The following is a 20,217-nucleotide window of genomic DNA, read 5'->3' as shown; positions in this document are numbered from 1 at the left end:
AAGGGTTAATGATGGGATGTCTTTAGATTTCAAAAAACCCGTTCCTCAAATTTTTTATAATCGACCTTTATTATTTACTCTATGGTCAATCATTTCTTCATAATGAGATATATTATTAAATTAATTTACCTAGAAATCTCAATTAATTAATGGTATGCATTTTTAGAATAATTGAATACTTTGCTCTTTTATCCAATAAGCAAAAAACAACTATCTTTTTGAATAAAAAATCTTTATAAAATATCGACTAAATATTAAAGAAAACAACAAATTTATCCCAGAAAAACTGTACAAAAAGTAAGAAGAATAAAATTGGATTTTATTTTTCAAATTCAGATGTGCAGGCATATAAAGCATTAATATTATAAAAACAATAATAGTGCTTATCAAAGCACTTAAAAAAATTGTTCCAAGAAGAGTTAATATTAATTTTTTAAATTTAACTTGTGAATCAAATTCTCCAAAACAATTTATAAGAATTATATTGAAAAGCTTATATAAAATTCCCCATCCTAAAAAGGTTAACAATACAAATAGTAGCATTACGGTAATACTTGAATCAAATAATTCGTTGATTGCATAAACATTTAGCAAAATAGTTTTAAGTGAAATATAAGACAAGAAAAAGCTATATATTTGAATGTGAATTCTTTTTATTACTATAGAATTAAACTCGATTACTGAAGAATAAAAAGGTATTATTTTAAATAATATAATTAAAATAATTAATATTGATATAATATCAAACCATTCTAGAAATCTAAGACATAAGGGAATATAATCATGATCGAAAAAACGAAAAATTATATTGCTTAAAATATAGTGTTCTAATATATAAAAAACATATCTAATTAAGGTATAAACGGTAATTAACAAACATATTCTTACCAAATTTTTTGACAAGTCATATATACGATATTTTTGAAAAAAATACAAAGCAATCATATAAACTAACAAATAATAAGTTAGACTTCCCAATGTTATATGATAGACAAAAATATTATCATATCTATAACGTATAGTAATGTTGGCAAAATCGAAAAAATTAATCATTGGAACTATCAACCAAATGAAATAACAAGCAAAAGTAAAAAATAAAGGCAGTTTAAAGTAAGACTGATTTTGATTATCCATTATATCCCTATATTATATCCTAATTATGATCTGACAAAATCATAACTACGTTTAACAATAGTTGCAAAGAACCATTTAAAAAAAATTTCAATTAGTTAAATACTAGATATTATATTGGTTTTTTATCTTTTTTATGCAATATATTAATAAAAAACCAATACTCTAATAACTGTTAAAATACATCAAAAACTAACAGTGACTATAACTTGCGTTTATTATATTTTAGGATTAACACAATTAACACTTAAGGTGTAACACATGCGGCACGAATTGGCCACAAAATAGATTGAAGTATCTCGATGACTCCATCGGGATCAAATAAAAATGGTTTTCCTTCATCCTTAGGTCGCGCAGTATTTGTTGCTACATTATTCGTCCAATAATCATATGCCTTCCAGTCTGTGCTTCTATAAGATGGGCAACTAGCGTCACTATCATCCTCACTCATAGGCATACATCCCCATTCATTGGCAATTCCACCAATCCATTTTCCATTCTCCTGATAACTTAATTGTCGACGAGCATACATTCCATACCCATTAATATTGGTAAAATCATTCACATCTGGCAATCGATAACCACTACCTAAACTTTTACAATAATCCCTTGCCTTAGATTGATAACTTAACATTTCTTTATTTACATCAGATGATGGAAATCCATGTTCCTTATTAAAAAAAATCTCAGGATTAGCAATAAACCAACGCATTAATTTAAATTCGTAAATTAGCGTACTTTTATTACTATCAGCATATAATCTGAAAGTCATAGGTCTAAAACTCTTATCCGCTGAATTATAGCGTGGACCAACTAATGTTACTTTTATAGCTGGTTCAGCCAATCCATATGGACTGGGTCCATGCTCATTATGCTCCCATTCAGTGGTTTTACTCACACTTAACGATAGATTGACATTACCCCCCTCTATAGATTGTATAGTACTGCCATTGGCAGCTAATACCGCTTCAGGTGTTATACCGCCAAATAGTAAATAAAAATACAATCCATGTGACCCGGTCGTTGGAAAGTTATTTTTAGTTATTGAAGTTTCACCTTGATAATTACCACTATTGGTTGCTCGTAATACCTTAATACCTTTACTTGGATACCCTCGATAAACACCATAATCATGGTCACTCTCGATTTGTGCGGCATCCCATAAAATGCCATCTATCTCATAATCACGACCGGCTAAACTAGCGTTATCAGGATACAAATTTGGCTGGGCATAACACACTTTTGGATCTAATTTTGGCGTTAAATAATAACTATGTGAACCTTCTTGAAAATGATTTGTATTGGGATCACCATAAGGGGTAGTTAACTCACTATCACTAGCGCTAATGGTTATTTTATGTATCCCATCACATAAATCTGGAATGGCATCAGGATGACTTTTCACCTTCGATGTAATATCTATAAATGCGTTTTTAGCATTAATATCTGCTACGGCAGGATTACGGGCTTCCCATTTTATCTTAATGTCACCTGTTGCGGTTGCGGTAATAAGGTCACTATCATCAAATCCATCACCATCATCATCAGCAAAATAATTATACGGTGCAGCAAGTAAATCAGTCATATTTATTACAGGAAACTGATTATTGCCTGATATAGGTAATGGAACAATCGTTTGTACACTGGCATATGTATTTTTTTTATCAGGTAACTCGATCGGATTGGTTATACTTGATACATCATTTTGCGGGGTTATCACAGTACCATTAGGTAATTTAATTGCCAGTAGCTCTTCTGTACTAGTTATTTTACTAACACCATCATCTAGCGTTAAATAAGGCGCTGAACCTTTAATAATATTGGTCGTTTTAGTGGTTAATGCATAATTAGAAAAAGAGATAGACTGTAAAACAAACACCATTAACACGAAAACTATCTGCCGAGATAAAAAGGCTAAACCAATAAATTTTGAGAAATTTTGCCGAATTTGCTGGAGAAATGAATTGTAGTGAGATAATAAACCATGCATGCTTAACTTTACTAACGTTAAATTATAGGTTGGGCATGTTTGGTGTTTGGTGTTTGGTGTTTGGTGTTGTAAATTATAATACATATCCGACATCCTGTCAACTAAATTAATGATTTATTTGCAATTTTATACCTATTGGCACAAAATTCATCCTGTTATATAAATAAGTTATAAAAGTATAGTGATTGAAAAAAACCATGCAACTTATTTCGACTGTTAAATTGTTAATTTTTGTAAAGTTTAATGTAATATTACACTTTAATTATTCCTTTAAAACCAATTTCGAAGAGGTTATTGGAGGATTTTTGACCTTATACCCCCGTTCCTCAACTTTTTTAGTTCTTTTAGTTTCGGACGTTTTGTTGTTTGGTGATTAGTTCTATATGGCGTTTACGTCCGAGTAAAGAGGGTTTGCGCGAACCCTCTTTACCAACTCCCGCGGCGACCACGCAAGTGGTCACGATGTGACTGCCTTCCGTCTTCGTTCGCTTTTAACGCACCGGCTGTATTTGTTCCTGACAAAACACAGCCTTGCCAAACATCCCTGTTTGCCATGCTAACCTCTCTCAGTTGTCAGCACATTGCTCATGTCGCTAAATGAAGCACTCCAATCTGATTTTCTAGAAATAAACTTTTATATTTAGAGCGAACTGATTTTAGTTTTAAAGCCAATTTCAGTAAAATTGTGGCTAAATTTAGGTTTTAAAAACCCCTCTCCTCAAATTTTTTGGTTCTTTGAGTTTCGGACGTTTTGTTGTTTGGTAGCTAGTTCTATATGCCGATTACGTCCGAGTAATGAGGGTTTGTGTGAACCCTCTTTACCAACTCCCGCGGCGACCATGCAAGTGGTCACTACGTTACTACCTTCCACCTGCGTTCGCTCTTAACACACCGGTTGTGATTTGTTCCTGACAAAACACAGCCTTGCCAAACATCCCTGTTTGCAATGCTAATCTCTCTCAGTTGTCAGCACATTGCTAATGTCGCTAAATGAAGCACAGCAAACTGATTTTTCAGAAATAAACTTTTATGTTTATAGCAAGCTAATTTTAGTTTTATAACCAATTTCAGTGAAATTGTGGTTAGATTTAGGTTTTAAAAAACCCCTCTCCTCAACTTTTTTGTTCTTTCAATTTCGGACGTTTTGTTGTTTGGTAGCTAGTTCTATATGCCGATTACGTCCGAGTAAAGAGGGTTTGCGCGAACCCTCTTTATCAACTCCCACGGCGACCACGCAAGTGGTCACGATGTGACTGCCTTTCCGCCTTCGATCGCTTTAATGCATCGGCTGTATTTGTTCCTGACAAACAACAGCCTTTCCAAACATCCCTGTTTGCCATGCTAAACTCACTCAGTTGTCAGCACATTGCTCATGTCGCTAAATGAAGCACTCCAATCTGATTGTCTAGAAATAAACTTTTATATTTAGAGCGAACTGATTTTAGTTTTAAAGCCAATTTCAGTGAAATTGTGGCTAGATTTAGGCTTTAAAAAACCCCGTTCCTCAACTTTTTTAGTTCTTTTAGTTTCGGACGTTTTGTTGTTTGGTGATTAGTTCTATATGGCGTTTACGTCCGAGTAAAGAGGGTTTGCGCGAACCCTCTTTACCAACTCCCGCGGCGACCACGCAAGTGGTCACGATGTGACTGCCTTCCGTCTTCGTTCGCTTTTAACGCACCGGCTGTATTTGTTCCTGACAAAACACAGCCTTGCCAAACATCCCTGTTTGCCATGCTAACCTCTCTCAGTTGTCAGCACATTGCTCATGTCGCTAAATGAAGCACTCCAATCTGATTTTCTAGAAATAAACTTTTATATTTAGAGCGAACTGATTTTAGTTTTAAAGCCAATTTCAGTGAAATTGTGGCTAGATTTAGGGTTTAAAAACCCCGTTCCTCAAATTTTTTTAGAATAAACTATTTTCTCAATGTAAAAAAATACTCAAACTTAGTTTGAGTATTTTTATGATTTGTTAGATCGAAAATCTATTTCTATGCTTAAATATTCATTTTTTTGATGAAAAAAGTCAAAATTGCCGAGCTAATTAGCGCTATTACCATAAATATAAAAGCATGATTATAACCACCGTTAGCGTTATCGATTAAGAATCCAATGATAAATGGAGATAATACCCCTGCAACTTGACCACCAAAATTAACAATGCTTGAAGCTTTACCCATAATCACCGGAGGGATCATATGCATTAACATTCCCCAGAAGATCGCAAAAGCAATAAACATAAATAGTGCTGATAGACATTGGAAAATAATAGCCGCTTGTAGATTATCAACCTGAAACATAAAGAAGAGAAATATGCCAGATATAAAAGCAGTTAAACCATAAACATATTTTAATTTATGTTCAAATTTATCAGCAAAATATCCACCTACTAATGTGCCTAATGCACCAAATAGGAAAGGAATTGCCGCTAAAATCCCGGTTTTTGAAAGGGATAATCCTCTTGCTTCGAGTAAATAACTTGGTAACCAAGTTGTGAAGCCCCAAAATGTGATATCAAACAAAAACCAGATAAGCGATAACTTCCATAGTATTGGCATCTTCAATACGTTTATTAACGAAGATGAGCTGTTATCTACTACTGAATTATTGTTATCTTGGCTATTGCTAACTTCCAACTCTTGCAATTCGTTAGCATCAAGCAAACTATTTTCTGTCGGATTGTTGCGAATAAATTTATAAATAAGTACACCTAATATGAATCCAGGAATACTTAATATAATAAATACATCACGCCAACCCAACCATTCAATTATAGCGACAGCAACAATAACTGAAATTGCTGGCCCTAAAGTATTAACTGATGATTGAATTGCTGTTGCTCTGCCTCGTTCTTTAGCAGGAAAATAAGTTGCAATTGTTTTCCAAGATGATGCAGGGAAACATCCTTCACCGGCACCAAATAAAAATCGAGTCAATAACATCAGAGGTAATACATAAATTAATCCAGTAAACAGAGTAAATATTGACCACCATACAATAGCAAAAGCCATCACTTTACGAGGACCAAATTTATCTGATAAATATCCCCCTGGAATTTGAAATAACGCATAACCAACAAAGAAAGCACTGATAATCGAACCTTGTACTGTTTTGTCGATACCGAGATCTTGACCTATAAAGGGTAGCGATACATTCATTACCATTCGGTCAAGAAATGAGAGTAACCAACCTGACCATAAAAGTAATAGTATTGTATATCGCCCTTTCCATTTTTTTTGTTTATATCCAGAGTTAGGAATTTTATTGTGTAACTGATTCATTAAATTTCCTTTTGTTTAAATAGTGTTATCTTGATTAACTTGAAACAAAAGTTAATATTTGTAGCAATAGTAATCTATTGTTGATTTTTATCATTTAATCAATAGATTACTATTTATTAATTTAAATCAAACGCTCAATATCCAAAGGATATAATTTATTTCACTTAAGTGAATTTTTTATAATTATCAAATATCTACTACTTATTTATTGTAGACATTCCAAGCGGCTTCTAGACCAGCTCCTTGGGTTGTTTTAAAGCCAACACGATTTAATACTGCTTCAAACGCAGTAAGGGTTTGCATTACACAAGATTTTCTTGCATTGTATCCCATAGTACCGATACGCCATACATTACCTTTAAGTGGACCAAAAGAGGCGCCAATTTCAATACCAAAATCATTGAGCATTAAATTGCGAACTTCAAGATCATTAATATGATCAGGTCGTACAACACCAACAACATTATTCATCTTATGAGATAAATCACCGAATAAGTTCAGACCCATTGCTTGTAAACCAGCAACCATCGCTGCACCATTGATACGGTGACGCTCAATAACATTATCTAAACCTTCTTGTAACACGATTCGAGCACATTCTCGTGCAGCATAAAGCATTGATGTGGCTTCGGTGTGATGATTAATACGCTCAGATCCCCAATAACGAATAATCATATCGATATCGAAATAGTTAGAATAGATCATCTCATCATTGCCACTGGTGTCATTATCAGATCTTATACCTAATTCAACACATTTACGTGCTTGGATGATTTCGACCATTTTCGGACTTAATGTGAGAGGAGCAACACCTGGAGGCCCACTTAAACATTTTTGTAAACTGACTGAAACACCATCAAGTTGCCATTTATCAACTTCAAGTGGGTTACCAACAATTGAAGCTGTAGCATCAACGTAAGATAATACGCCATGTCGACGGCAAATTTCACCAATATTATCTAATGGTTGTAACAATGTTGTTGAAGTATCACCCTGAACACAAAGCAATAATTTTGGTTTAACTTTTTTAATCGCATCTTCGATAACATTAGGATCAAAAACTTCACCCCATGGCACTTCAATAGTATGAACATCAGCACGACAACGATGAGCAATTTCACATAGTAATAAGCCAAAGCGACCAAACACGGGTATTAAGACTTTATCACCTGGTTTAATCGTTGATACTAATACTGCTTCAATACCTGCCCTTGCTGTTCCATCGATAACAAAAGTTTGTTCATTTTTGGTTTTGAAAATATCCCGATAAAGTGACATGGTTTGATTCATATAATCAGTCATAATCGGGTCAAATTGACCAATTAAAGGGGCTGCCATCGCTCTAGTTACACGAGGATCTGCATTAATTGGACCGGGACCCATTAATAGCCGTGAAGGCGGATTAATTTGATCATATTTATTTAGATCTAACATTATTTTTTCCTTTATTAATATCGAGTTAATTAGTTAATGATCACACTAATTGGTAATTCATCTTCTTTTATCTATATTTTTTAAAAAATTATTGGCAATGGGATGATGAAATCTAAATAGATTTACAATTTCATTCATCACTTTACCCATATGCGTTTTTTTCCATGCTAAGGACAATGGCGATGGTTTACGTTCATTAATAACTCGGCAAGCAATCAATTCACCTGAATCCAAATAAGATTGACAGATTGATTTTGGCAAGAAACCGATCCCAAGTCCCCTTAAGTGGCAAGCCAACTTAGTTGAAATATTGGGAACAATAATCTCTGATTGACTCGGTAATAACCATGCCACTCGTTTATTCATATGAACAGATGTATCTTCAACATTAATTGCTGGGTATTTGCGTAATGTTTCATTCGATAACGCCCCCTCAATTTGAGAAATAGGATGATGTTTTGCCGCAACGAATACCCAACTAACTTCACCAAGCGGAAGTATATTTATCATAGTATCAAGCGATTCAGTACCTGTTGCACCGATGGCTAAATGGCATTCACCATGCAATAACGAGTCCCATACCCCCATATACACTTGTCGATTCACATTAAAATGGGTGAAAGGGAATTTTTCTTTCAGAAAAGCCAATAAATCGGCAACAGCTTCAACATCATACAATAAATTATTGATAGTAATGTTAATTTTACGTTCAACACCATCACGGATTTGTTGAAGCTCATCGGGCATAGTCGATAACCAAAGCAACCATTGGCTACACTGTTCATAAAGGTGTTGCCCTGCTAATGTAAGTGTCACGGTTCGAGTGGTTCGTTCAAAAAGTTGGGTATTGAGATCGGCTTCCAATGATTTAATGCGATAACTAATTGCGGCAGGTGTTTTGTAAAGTAGTTTTGCGGCTTTTGAAAAGCTATTACTTTCTACTACTTTGATAAAGGTTCGCATGGTTTCTGTATCTAACATGATTTAATCCCTTAAAACAAAACGATCAATACCTAACCATATACCAAGTAAAAGATCTGATCCAGAGGTGTGGCCATAATTCATTAAGTTTTTTATCGATGAATGGTGATAGTGACCTTTTACAAATGAGTTAATGACTTGTAATACCAGTAACGAAAATTTGCCTTGTAATGCATAATTTAAGAAGGCAACACTAACTGTTGTAGTTAATAAATCTAATGATAACTTTGCAAAGGCTGTTTTAAATCGTTGCATTCGATCTACAAAACAAGGATCACTTGAGGTGACAGCTAAAATACCAACAATAATGTCATCAAAGCTTGGTGTTAAACCGGGACCTAAACCAATAAATGGCGAGATATCATCAACATTGCCTTCCATTAAATTCATCATAATATTGCATAACTGCTCTAATTGCTGTGGATAATGACCATTTACATTATTGCTTAATTGGCTAAATAATCCAGTAGGATTGTGAATTTGCTTTAACTGATTAGCAACTTGCAATTTACTCATGTTATTTAGTGAATACTTTTTTGAATTAAGTTGGCAAACATGTGTATCAAATGAAATGAGAAACGTGCCGATTTGTAAATCACCTGTCGACAATTGATAAAGCGATATCTTATTATCCAATAAAAGCGACATAAGGAAATCAAAATCAGACGATTTAAACACTACACCCATTGGTGATAAACCACTGTTAAAGCGATGTAATGTGATTAATTGCTGATTTGCTGTGATTAAATTAATGGTATGTTGATAACAACTAAATAGCGATAATTCGCCCTCTTTTATTGGAATATCGGCACTAATTAGTAGTGGTTTGATGATATGCGATGATTGAGCTATAAATAGACCATACTGTTGACAATAATCAATAGCATGGGTACTTAACTTAGATCGGTTAATCGGTTTATTTAAGCATTCATCATCTGCATATATCAATTTCATAATCTACACTTCTAATTTTTTAGCTAATGCTTCGAGTGCTTTTTCAAAACATGCTAATGGAGCTCTTACCGTTCCTGCACCGATTTGGCCGACACCTGCTTGTTTATGAGCTATACCAGTATTAATTAATGGTGTAATACCAGTTTCGACCACTAAGCGAAGATCTAAACCTAAACAACAGCCTTGGAAATTCCAAGTTGGAATTTGGAATAGCATATTATGTTCTAAATAAATTTCACTCATCTCTTCCGATACTTCATAAGCAGCATCTGTGCCACCCGCACCAACAAAACGAGTTACACCTGGTGCGGCAACCATGGCGGCGCCACCAATACCAAAGGTTTCAGTGATAGCACTATCACCAATATCTGGGTTAGCATCTTGTTGGGAATACCCAGTAAAGAAAAGACCTTGAGGGGTATTAACTGGTGCAGTAAACCACTGATCACCAAGTCCACTGACTTTAATTCCAAATTCTTTGCCATTACGAGTCATTGCAGTAACAATGGTACCTTCTTTGATTTGCGCTGCACTATCCATAATGGATTTACAAAATGCCATAGCAACATTTAAAAAGAACTGATCTGTCACACTTAAAAAGCTGAAGATTTTTTCCATTTCTGCTTTACTACGGTCAAGTAAAATTAATTTTGGTGAAAGCGTTCGTAACAACAATGCTGAAGCAGCAATATTACGTTGATGGAATTCATCACCCATGGTTATGGCTTGCGCCATAAGAGCCGTTAAATCGATACCATTATCAAATAGTTTTAATGCTTCATTTAATGCAGGCCCTAATGACTCTTTCATCCAACGATGACGATCTAAAACTTCTTGTCCATAAGCACCAAAACGCATTACTTTACCAATGCCCTCATTTAAATTGCAGTAAGCTCGATTACCATGAGTAACATTTTCAACAACGATCATTGGCATATTGGCTGAGGTTATCCCCCCCATTGGACCAACGGCATTGACTGAATGACATGGAATAAATTCTACTTGTCCAGATTCTAACAGATGCAAAGCTTGCTTTTCATCGTGTGCCCAACCTTCAAACAAGCATGCACCAATACAGGCACCTTGCATTGGTCCAGTCATATCATGCCAAACAATTGGAGGACCAGCATGTAATAATTTTTTACCTTGCGCCAATGTTGGTACGGCTTCTTTAGCAGCAATAACACCTACCCAATGTGGTCTAGCCGCTTTAATTCGTTCAATAATTTTTTGGTTTGCTTCATTTATTGCGGTACTTAACATATCAAAACCTCTTAATTTAATTTTTGCAAAATAGCCGCTAATCTTTTATTGCCGCCGGCTATTGGCGCCCATTGATAATGCACAACAGGAATATTCGATGCCTGAAGATCTTCAGCAAAACTTCTTAAACCAGCATTAATAACACTAATATGACTTAATAAAGGATAAGGTTTAACTAAATTGGCAGATTTATTTGTTGTAATGAGTTTTTTAGCAAGCAAGATAGCTTCGGGTAAATTATTCATCACAACAATATTTGCTGATTTTAATGCTTCAATTTGCTTACTACGGCGCTGAGGATCTTGTTCAGAGCCGGTCACAGTTGCGATAGCAATTAATGGATGATTATCGTCACGTTTAGCGCAAGCTTTTTGATAACCAGAAATTACTGATTCGGCAGGATCAGCATTTGCACCATAACCGATTACTAAATCAATAAGTAATACACCAACATCAGGTTTATTGCCGAGTTGAGCGATTTCATCTTCGCGGATTGAAGGATCGATCATCGGATGAGGTTTACCTACTGTATAGAAATCATCACCTAAATCGATAATTTTATGGCCATTTTGCTCTAACATAACCCCTTTATCATGATGATGACTTGTTGTTAGATTCAGTTCCTCTGCCAACAGCATTGCCGCTTCTGAGGCTAACGTTCCGCCAGTATACAATCCTGTAATAGTTTTGTTAGCTAAATTAGGTAAATTACTTGCTATTGCTTCGACTGGGCTTAATAAACAGGCTAATCGAGCAGCTTCATCTAATGTTCTGGCAAAATAGATATTATCATCTTTAGGTTTATCAATTTTAGAGCCCAAAAATAATGCTACTACAGGTTTATCAATTAACTTCATAGCCGAAATAACTTTTTCCCTGACACTTTCCGCAGGAGGTTTCGAGATAAAGGTAATAACTTGAGTTTCGGAATCAGCCGCTAACATTTTTAAGGCTGTGAGTGCACTAATTCCCCCAACTTCTAAAGATAAATCACGTCCTCCAAGACCAATAGCTTGGGTAATTCCCTGATTTAATAAAGCGATTTGCGAAACCACCTCTTGAATACCGGTGCCAGATGCACCGATTACCCCAATGTTTCCTTTTGGAACAACATTGGAAAACGCCAATGGAGCACCAGCAATAAATGCAGTCCCACAATCTGGGCCCATGACAATTAAATCTTTTTCAGCTGCTTTTGTTTTCAAACGGATTTCATCTTCAATTGATACATTATCAGAAAAGATCATAACGTTTTTATTATCATCTAAAGCGCGATCGGCTAACTCAGCAGCATATTCACCCGCTATCGAAATTAAAACCAAATTGGCATCAGATAATTTTTTGGTCGCACTGGCTAGGCGTCTGGCTTTGAGCAGCTTTGCGCCACCTTGCTGAGCTTGAGCAATATTTTTTAAAGCATCTTCAAGTTGTTGACTGATTAACTCGACAACATCTGTAGAATCATCGTTGGTTTTAATCGCCACACAAATATCATTTGGTGTAGCATCATTAAAATTATCACTCCAAAAACCAGTTGCGGTTAATAAAGACTTATTGGCAGGAGTACCCATCATGACAGATACTTCATCAACCTCATCAAGATTACTGAGTTTTTTTGATATCAACATCAAACTGACGGAATCTTGAAAGCTTCCCTTTTTTATAAAAGATTGAATCATGAGAACAGGCCTCTCAAATATGATAAATGCTGTTAATTTTGAACCTCATTAAGCTCATTATAAAAATTTAACAATTAGATTGTATTTATATATTACGGAAAAAATCAGTAATAAGCAGTTTATACATCACAAAACAATTACAATAACAAAAATATAATATTATTTAAAATCAGTATTATAAAAGATTGTTAAAAAATTTTTTATAATAGTAACTAATTAATTTAATTAAATTTCACAAACATAAAAAAGCTAGTTTGATCACATTATTATTTGCTATTAATAGTATGGTAAACAAATATAAAAAAACGTTTAAAATGATCCTGAATATCGAAACAATACGATATGTGTAGTTAATATTAATCATGATTGATGTTAATAATGGATGGCGAGTTTTAAAAAATAGGTAAATATTAATGAATATTTTATATGATGATGTTGCTGATGCAGTTAAATGGATATCCAGTTTTGGTGGTTTAGAACAAGGTGGCACAACACGATTACTTTATACTACTGAGTGGCTGGCTGCCCAAAATGCGCTTAAAGAAAAACTTACGCAAATCGGCATGGATACCTATTTTGATGATGTAGGAAACTTATATGGCCGATTTGAAGGTAGCAAATATAAAGAACAGGTGATTATGTCTGGTTCCCATGTTGATACGGTCGTAAATGGCGGAAAACTTGACGGACAATTAGGCATTATTGCAGCTATGCTTGCCATGAAATATTTAAAAGAAAACTATGGCCAACCATTACGCAGTTTAGAACTTATCTCAATGGCCGAAGAAGAAGGTAGCCGTTTTCCTTATGTCTTTTGGGGAAGTAAAAACGTCTTTGCCATAGCGAACAATGACGATGTAGCCACAATTCAAGATAATAATGGAATCAAGTTTGTTGATGCTATGAGCAGCTGTGGTTTTAAATTTAACAGCCAAAAAGCACGAACTGATATCAAAGCCTTTTTAGAACTTCATATCGAACAAGGTGGTGTGCTTGAAAGAGAACAAAAAAGCATTGGTGTTGTTACCAGCATCGTAGGCCAACGCCGTTATAATGTTCGCCTAGTTGGTGAAGCCAATCATGCAGGCACCACACCAATGAGTTACCGTAAAGATGCTATCTATGCCTTTAGCCGAATTTGCCACGAATCTATCAATAAAGCGATCAAGATAGGCGATCCATTAGTATTAACCTTTGGTCATGTTGATCCAAAACCCAATGTAGTTAATGTGGTGCCTGGTGAAGTGATGTTTACGATAGACTGTCGTCATACTGATCAAGCTGAACTTAAAAAATTCACTGAAGAATTGGAAGCCGATATGCTCGGTATCGCTAAACAACTCGGTCTTGAGATCGAAATAAATCGTTGGATGGATGAAGTGCCAATCCCAATGGATGATCAATTAATCAAAATGTTGAAAGATATCTGTCAACAAGAAAACCTTAGCTATCGTGTTATGCACAGCGGTGCTGGTCACGACTCACAGATTTTTGCACCACGAGTACCTACCGCCATGTTATTTGTTCCAAGTATCAAAGGTATAAGCCACAATCCAGCAGAAGATACTAAAACTGAAGACTTAGTCGAAGGCATAAAAGCATTAACCTATGCGCTTTACCAATTGGCTTATCAGGAATAATAAGGAAGTAAAATGACAACAATAGAAACAAAAGGTGGCATTCAGTACTGGCATAAAATCGTTGCTTTATTATTCCTTGGTTGGTTAGTAATGTGGATATATCGCCCTGTTTTAGCGGCGCTTTTTCCGGAAATTCAACAAACTGTAGGCCCACAATCAAACACTGAACTAGGATTAATTGCTAGTTGCTACTTTTTTTCTTATACCTTGATGCAAATTCCAGCAGGGATCTTAGTCGATAAATATGGTAAAAAAGCCGTGGTTATTCCAGGCTTTATTTTGTTCACTATTGCAGCGGTAATAATTGGTAATGCTCATTCGATGATGATGATTTATATCGGTAGCTTACTTGCTGGTTTAGGTTGTGGTTCTTATTATGGTTCTGCATGGTCACTATCAGCAGAAAATATTCCTGCTGAACATCGTAGCTTTGCCTCGGCAATTATCAATACTGGTGCAGCATTAGGTATGGGGATTTGTTTACTATCCACCAGCTTTTTAGTTAAATCATTAGATATGCCATGGCAATATATGCTCTTCATTATTGCAGCATTAACTCTCGCTTTAATAGCTGGATTTGCCATAATTATTAAAGAGCCATCGATTAAAACTGTTATCGCACACAACAAACAGCAAAAACATAAAACCGTAACCGAAACAGCAACAAAACAGAAACACAGCTTTTTTACAAGCCCAATGGTTGCTTGTTATATCATGTATTTTGCCACTTGTTATGGCTATTACATGGTAGTAAGTTGGTTACCCAACTTTCTTGAAACTGAACGGGGTTTTTCTGGCGGTAGTGTTGGTTCAGCATCCTCATTGGTTGCCTTTGCTGCTATTCCTGGTGCATTAGTTATCAGCAAAATTTCTGATAAATTTAGATCTAAACGACTGATGTTTATTATCGTATTAGAGCTGCTTTCAGCGGTAACACTGTTAATGGCGGTCGAATCAGCTACCATCACATTGTTGCTAATCGGCTTAATCTTATATGGATTGTTTGGCAAATTTGTAGTTGAACCGATTTTAATTTCTCACGTTGCTGACATTGCCCCAAAAAACAGTTATGGCACTGCATTTGGTGTATTTAACTTTTTTGGTATGAGTTCATCCGTTATTGCACCACCGTTGACAGGCTTACTAGCGGATATAACCGGTACCAAAATTACTGGTTTTTACGTTGCTATAGCAATATTAATCATTGCAACGGCGTTATTCTTTTTAATTAATTTGCGTAAACATATAACTTACTGATTGCGCAAAATGTCGACTATTTATCGATCTATAGCCCGAGTAAATGGTCGACCAATTAAAAATTAGTACACCAAGTTATGCTTTTAGGTTCACGCTCGTTGCACCTAAAAACCATAGCAGACCGAACATTATATGTTCCAAGGAGATCATTATGGGATATATCAATAATAATACCGGTTACCCAAAAGACCTATTAGCATCACGCGCAGTTATCAAACGTCAAAACTTCGCTTTAATTCCTCCAGATGGTTTAGTTAAAAATATTATTCCTGGTTTTGAAAATTGTGACATAACTATCTTAGCTACCCCTAAATTAGGCGCTTCGTTTGTTGATTATCTGGTTACCATGTATCAAGGTGGTCATAACTTACAAGGATTTGGTGATGATGGTATTGAGGTATTTGCTTATGTGATTGAAGGTGAAGTCAAGGTTAAAGCAAATGAACAATCATATGATCTCCATGCTGGCGGATATATCTATTGCCCTGCTGGCGTTAAACTTTACTTACAAAATTTAGTTTCTTCATCACGTTTATTTTTATATAAGCGTCGCTACAATCCTATTTTAGGTTACCAAACACGAATTATTGTCAATCATGTTGAGCAATTAGAACGTGTTAATTATGAAAATATGAATAACGTATTTATTCAAGACCTACTGCCTAAAGAGCTCGGATTTGATATGAACTTTCACATTCTCACCTTTTTACCCGGTGCCAGCCATGGCTATATTGAGACTCATGTACAAGAGCATGGCGCCTACCTACTCAGCGGTGAAGGAATGTACCTACTTGATAATCAATGGATTCCAGTAAAAAAGGATGATTATATCTTTATGGGTGCTTATGCATTGCAAGCTTGTTATGCGGTAGGCCAACAGCCTTTGAGTTATATCTATTCCAAAGATTGTCATCGCGATGTAAATATCTAAACAAAAAACTATATTAGCTAAATATCTCAAAGGATACCATATGGAACTGATAGTTATTGCACTAGGTGGTAATGCAATTTCAAAACGAAACGAATTACTTTCTATTGATAACCAATATCAAAATATCAACAGCACCACCAAATTTATTGCAAAATTAGCCAATAAATATCGACTGGTAATTGTCCATGGCAATGGGCCTCAAGTAGGATTACTTGCCTTACAAAATGCCAGTTATCCAAGCGTGCCAGCCTATCCTCTCGATGTCCTAGTTGCACAAACCCAAGGCATGTTAGGTTATATGATACAACGCAGCTTACAACAATATGAAAATATCAACCAAGTCGCCTGCGTATTAACCCAAGTTGAGGTCGACAATAACGATCCGTCATTTAAAGATCCAACCAAATATATTGGTCCTGTATATAAACCAGAAGAACAACAGAATCTACAAAATCAATATGGTTGGCAATTCAAGCAAGATGGTAAATATGTTCGTCGAGTTGTGGCATCGCCAAAACCGAAAAAAATAATCGAGCTTGATACTATTAAAGAATTGCTAAGCCAGAATACTATCGTTATCTGTAACGGTGGTGGTGGTATACCTGTAATAAAAGATAATACTGGTTATAAAGGTGTTGAAGCTGTCATTGACAAAGATCATAGTGCAGCACAACTCGCTATTGAATTAAAAGCTGACCATCTAATGATATTAACCGATACAGATGCAGTGTATGAAAATTGGGGTACGCCACAACAAAAAGCTTTAGGAAAAGTCGATACCAAACGTATACAACCAATGGCTATTGATGATGGCGCAATGGGACCAAAAATAAAATCAGTGATTGAATTTGTTGAGCAAACAGGTAACACCGCTTATATCGGTAACTTAACTGATATTGAATCGCTATTAGCAAAAACCAAAGGTACCATTATCAGCCAATAGCACCTATAAAACTCAGCAGTAACGGATAGATACATTGGACAGGAGTTTAAATATGAGATTAGACAGACAAACACTACATAACTTGATTGCCAAAAAGTTACATAAAGCTGGATTAACTCAAGAGCATGCCGATATCGCCGCAGATGCACTGGCATTTGCCGATGCCAGAGGTATTCACTCACACGGCGCCGTACGAGTTGAATATTACGCTGAACGGATTGCCAAAGGCGGCATGACTCCTTATCCTAATGTCACCTATAAGGAGACGGGCCCTTCGTCAGCAATCTTAGATTTTGATAATGGTTGTGGATTAGTTGCTGCTAAGTTCGGTATGGACAAAGCGATAGCATTAGCGAAGAAAAATGGTGTTGCAGTAGTAGGGATTCGTCGAATGTCACACAGTGGTTCACTGTGCTATTTTACCGAGATGGCTGCCAAACAAAACTTAGTCGCCATATCCATGTGCCAATCTGATCCAATGGCAGTCCCATATGGCGGCGCTGAAGAATTTTTTGGTACCAATCCTATTGCATTTGCTGCTCCCACCAATGACGAGCGAATTGTCTCATTCGATATGGCAACCACTGTTCAAGCTTGGGGAAAAGTATTATATGCTAGATCCAAAGGTGCCCAAATTCCAGCTACATGGGCGGTTGATGAATTAGGTGAGCCAACTACTGATCCTTATAAAGTAAATGCTCTATTACCGATTGCCGATGCTAAAGGTTATGGATTAATGATGATGGTTGACGTACTTTCTGGCATATTACTTGGCTTACCATTTGGTAAAAATGTTTCATCCATGTATGCTGATTTATCCAAAGGCCGTGACCTTGGCCATCTGCATATTGTTATCAATCCTGAATATTTTATTGGCCTTGATATATTTAAACAAAGTATGTCTACTATGCTAGACCAACTAAAACAAACTAAACCAGCCAAAGGTAATAGTGAAGTCTTCTTCCCAGGAGAACGAAGCAGAAAACGTGAAGCCGATTATCAAAAAAATGGTATAGAAATTGTTGATGATATTTATAACTATTTAATTAGCGATGATATTCACTATAATCGATATGATCATAAAAATAAATTTGCGGAATAGTATCGAGGTTTAAAAACCCCTCTCCTCAAATTTTTTATATTCGCTGAGTTTCGGACGTTTTGTTATTTGGTGGCTATTTTTAAATGGCGATTACGTCCGAGTAAAGAGGGTTTACGCAACTATTCTTTACCAACTCTTGCAGCGACCACGCAAGTGGTCACTAGGTGACTGCATTCCGCCTGCGTTCGCTATTAACGCACCGGGGGTGATTTGTTCCTGACAAAACACAGCCTTGCCAAACATCCTTGTTTGCCATGCTAATTTCACTCAGTTATCAGCACGTTGCTAAGGTCGTTAAATAAAACACACCAAACTGATTGGCTAACAATAAACTTTTATGTTTAGTGTAAGCTGATTTAATAACTAAGTGGTCCTGACACTAATTATTAGCAATAGATAAAAGATAATTAGTTTGTAAAAACATCATAAATAGTTATTAGTAAAAATATATTTTAGAAGTAATTGAGATAGTTTTTGATCTTTAGTTTAAGCCAGTTAACTAAACTTGCATATTTCTGCTTTCTAGTTTAATTTAACAACACAAATTTTTTTATATTTCGAGACTAAACATGACAATATCATTTAAAGAGCAGCAACAACGAATCAATTTTGTTAAACAATTTTTTGCCGAGCAATTAGCAAATAATCTATCATTAATTGAAGTTCAAGCACCAATATTGAGTCAAATTGGTGATGGCGTTCAAGATAATTTGTCAGGTACCGAAAAAGCCGTTCAAGTTAATATTAAAAGTATTCCTAATGCACAATTCGAAGTTGTTCATTCACTAGCTAAATGGAAACGTAAAACGTTAAGTCAGCACAATTTTCCTGTTGGTGAAGGCATTTATACTAATATGAAGGCTCTGCGCCCGGATGAAGATAAACTTTCGCCTATTCACTCTGTTTATGTTGATCAATGGGATTGGGAAAAAGTGATTCGTCCCGAAGATCGCAATTTAGCTTATTTAAAACAAACGGTTGAAAAAATTTATAGTGCGATTAAAGCGACTGAAAAAGCAGTCTCTGAAAAATATCATTTATCACGTTTTTTACCCGAAACAATTACCTTTATGGATAGTGAACAGCTGTTAAAACGTTATCCAAATTTATCACCGAAAGAGCGTGAAAATGCAATTACCAAAGAGTTAGGCGCCGTATTTTTAATTGGTATTGGTGGTGAATTATCAAATAATGAAAAACATGATGTACGTGCTCCTGATTATGATGATTGGAGTAGTGATAATGAAATGGGTTCAAAAGGCTTAAATGGTGACATTTTAGTTTGGAATCCTGTGCTAAATAGTGGTTTTGAAATCTCATCAATGGGAGTCCGTGTCGATCCAGAAACCTTAAAACGACAATTAAAACTGACTAATAATGAAGATCGCCTTCAATATGCATGGCATAAAGCATTAGCTAATGGTGATTTTTTACAAACAATTGGTGGTGGAATTGGCCAATCACGATTAACCATGTTACTTTTACAGCAACAACATATTGGCCAAGTACAAGCAAGTGTTTGGGACGATGCCACCAAACAAGATTATTCAAAACTACTTTAGTTTAAACATTGTTTAAATATAGTTCAAATTCAGCATACTTTACCCAGAGTGGTAAAGTATGCTTATTAT

Annotated in this window: 16 protein-coding genes; 6 read left to right on the top strand and 10 right to left on the bottom strand. The window is 35.5% G+C overall.

Features of this window, described 5'->3' with window-relative positions:
• Window positions 1-1,378: 1,378 nt before the first annotated feature.
• From H3T80_RS01900 to fdrA, 10 genes are all read right to left on the bottom strand, one after another.
• Window positions 1,379-3,205, bottom strand: a complete 1,827-nt coding sequence (locus H3T80_RS01900; RefSeq protein WP_198199675.1) for a hypothetical protein — start codon at window positions 3,203-3,205, stop codon at window positions 1,379-1,381.
• A gap of 342 nt (window positions 3,206-3,547) precedes the next feature.
• Window positions 3,548-3,676 (bottom strand): hypothetical protein, encoded by a 129-nt coding sequence (locus H3T80_RS12205; protein ID WP_255547753.1) that lies wholly within the window; start codon window positions 3,674-3,676, stop codon window positions 3,548-3,550.
• Between the two features lie 659 nt (window positions 3,677-4,335).
• A complete protein-coding gene (locus H3T80_RS12200; RefSeq protein ID WP_255547754.1) occupies window positions 4,336-4,461 on the bottom strand; it encodes a hypothetical protein in 126 nt (41 codons plus the stop codon).
• 264 nt (window positions 4,462-4,725) lie between these two features.
• Window positions 4,726-4,854, bottom strand: coding sequence for a hypothetical protein (locus tag H3T80_RS12195; RefSeq protein WP_255547753.1), 129 nt, complete (start codon window positions 4,852-4,854; stop codon window positions 4,726-4,728).
• A gap of 264 nt (window positions 4,855-5,118) precedes the next feature.
• Complete coding sequence (locus H3T80_RS01895; protein ID WP_198199673.1) at window positions 5,119-6,402, bottom strand: MFS transporter; 1,284 nt, start codon at window positions 6,400-6,402, stop codon at window positions 5,119-5,121.
• A 201-nt stretch (window positions 6,403-6,603) separates the two neighbouring features.
• Window positions 6,604-7,836: an alanine--glyoxylate aminotransferase family protein gene (locus H3T80_RS01890; protein ID WP_086363307.1), complete on the bottom strand. Its 1,233-nt coding sequence runs from the start codon at window positions 7,834-7,836 to the stop codon at window positions 6,604-6,606.
• Between the two features lie 57 nt (window positions 7,837-7,893).
• A complete protein-coding gene (gene allS, locus H3T80_RS01885; protein ID WP_110448073.1) occupies window positions 7,894-8,817 on the bottom strand; it encodes an HTH-type transcriptional activator AllS in 924 nt (307 codons plus the stop codon).
• A 3-nt stretch (window positions 8,818-8,820) separates the two neighbouring features.
• Window positions 8,821-9,771 carry a DUF2877 domain-containing protein gene (locus H3T80_RS01880; RefSeq protein WP_198199671.1) on the bottom strand — a complete coding sequence of 317 codons (951 nt, stop codon included), beginning with the start codon at window positions 9,769-9,771 and terminating at the stop codon, window positions 8,821-8,823.
• A gap of 3 nt (window positions 9,772-9,774) precedes the next feature.
• Window positions 9,775-11,034, bottom strand: coding sequence for a DUF1116 domain-containing protein (locus H3T80_RS01875; protein ID WP_198199669.1), 1,260 nt, complete (start codon window positions 11,032-11,034; stop codon window positions 9,775-9,777).
• A gap of 11 nt (window positions 11,035-11,045) precedes the next feature.
• Window positions 11,046-12,713: an acyl-CoA synthetase FdrA gene (gene fdrA, locus H3T80_RS01870; RefSeq protein ID WP_198199668.1), complete on the bottom strand. Its 1,668-nt coding sequence runs from the start codon at window positions 12,711-12,713 to the stop codon at window positions 11,046-11,048.
• A gap of 413 nt (window positions 12,714-13,126) precedes the next feature.
• Between fdrA and allC the strand changes: the two genes are divergently transcribed.
• From allC to asnA, 6 genes are all read left to right on the top strand, one after another.
• Window positions 13,127-14,353: an allantoate deiminase gene (gene allC, locus H3T80_RS01865; RefSeq protein WP_198199667.1), complete on the top strand. Its 1,227-nt coding sequence runs from the start codon at window positions 13,127-13,129 to the stop codon at window positions 14,351-14,353.
• Between the two features lie 12 nt (window positions 14,354-14,365).
• Window positions 14,366-15,610 (top strand): MFS transporter, encoded by a 1,245-nt coding sequence (locus tag H3T80_RS01860; protein WP_198199666.1) that lies wholly within the window; start codon window positions 14,366-14,368, stop codon window positions 15,608-15,610.
• Window positions 15,611-15,761: 151 nt separating this feature from the next.
• A complete protein-coding gene (gene allE, locus H3T80_RS01855) occupies window positions 15,762-16,541 on the top strand; it encodes a (S)-ureidoglycine aminohydrolase (protein ID WP_198199665.1) in 780 nt (259 codons plus the stop codon).
• 40 nt (window positions 16,542-16,581) lie between these two features.
• Entirely contained in the window at window positions 16,582-17,484 is a 903-nt protein-coding gene (locus H3T80_RS01850) for a carbamate kinase (RefSeq protein WP_198199664.1), read from the top strand.
• Between the two features lie 52 nt (window positions 17,485-17,536).
• Window positions 17,537-18,586 (top strand): ureidoglycolate dehydrogenase, encoded by a 1,050-nt coding sequence (gene allD, locus H3T80_RS01845; protein WP_198199663.1) that lies wholly within the window; start codon window positions 17,537-17,539, stop codon window positions 18,584-18,586.
• Between the two features lie 569 nt (window positions 18,587-19,155).
• The gene (gene asnA / locus H3T80_RS01840) at window positions 19,156-20,148 is read left to right on the top strand and encodes an aspartate--ammonia ligase (protein ID WP_198199662.1); all 993 of its coding nucleotides are present in this window, start codon (window positions 19,156-19,158) and stop codon (window positions 20,146-20,148) included.
• The last annotated feature ends 69 nt before the right edge of the window (window positions 20,149-20,217 follow it).

The organism is Gilliamella sp. W8145 (genome assembly GCF_016101145.1).
Taxonomy (GTDB): Bacteria; Pseudomonadota; Gammaproteobacteria; order Enterobacterales; family Orbaceae; genus Gilliamella; species Gilliamella apis_A.
This window is presented reverse-complemented; position numbering and strand designations above follow the sequence as displayed.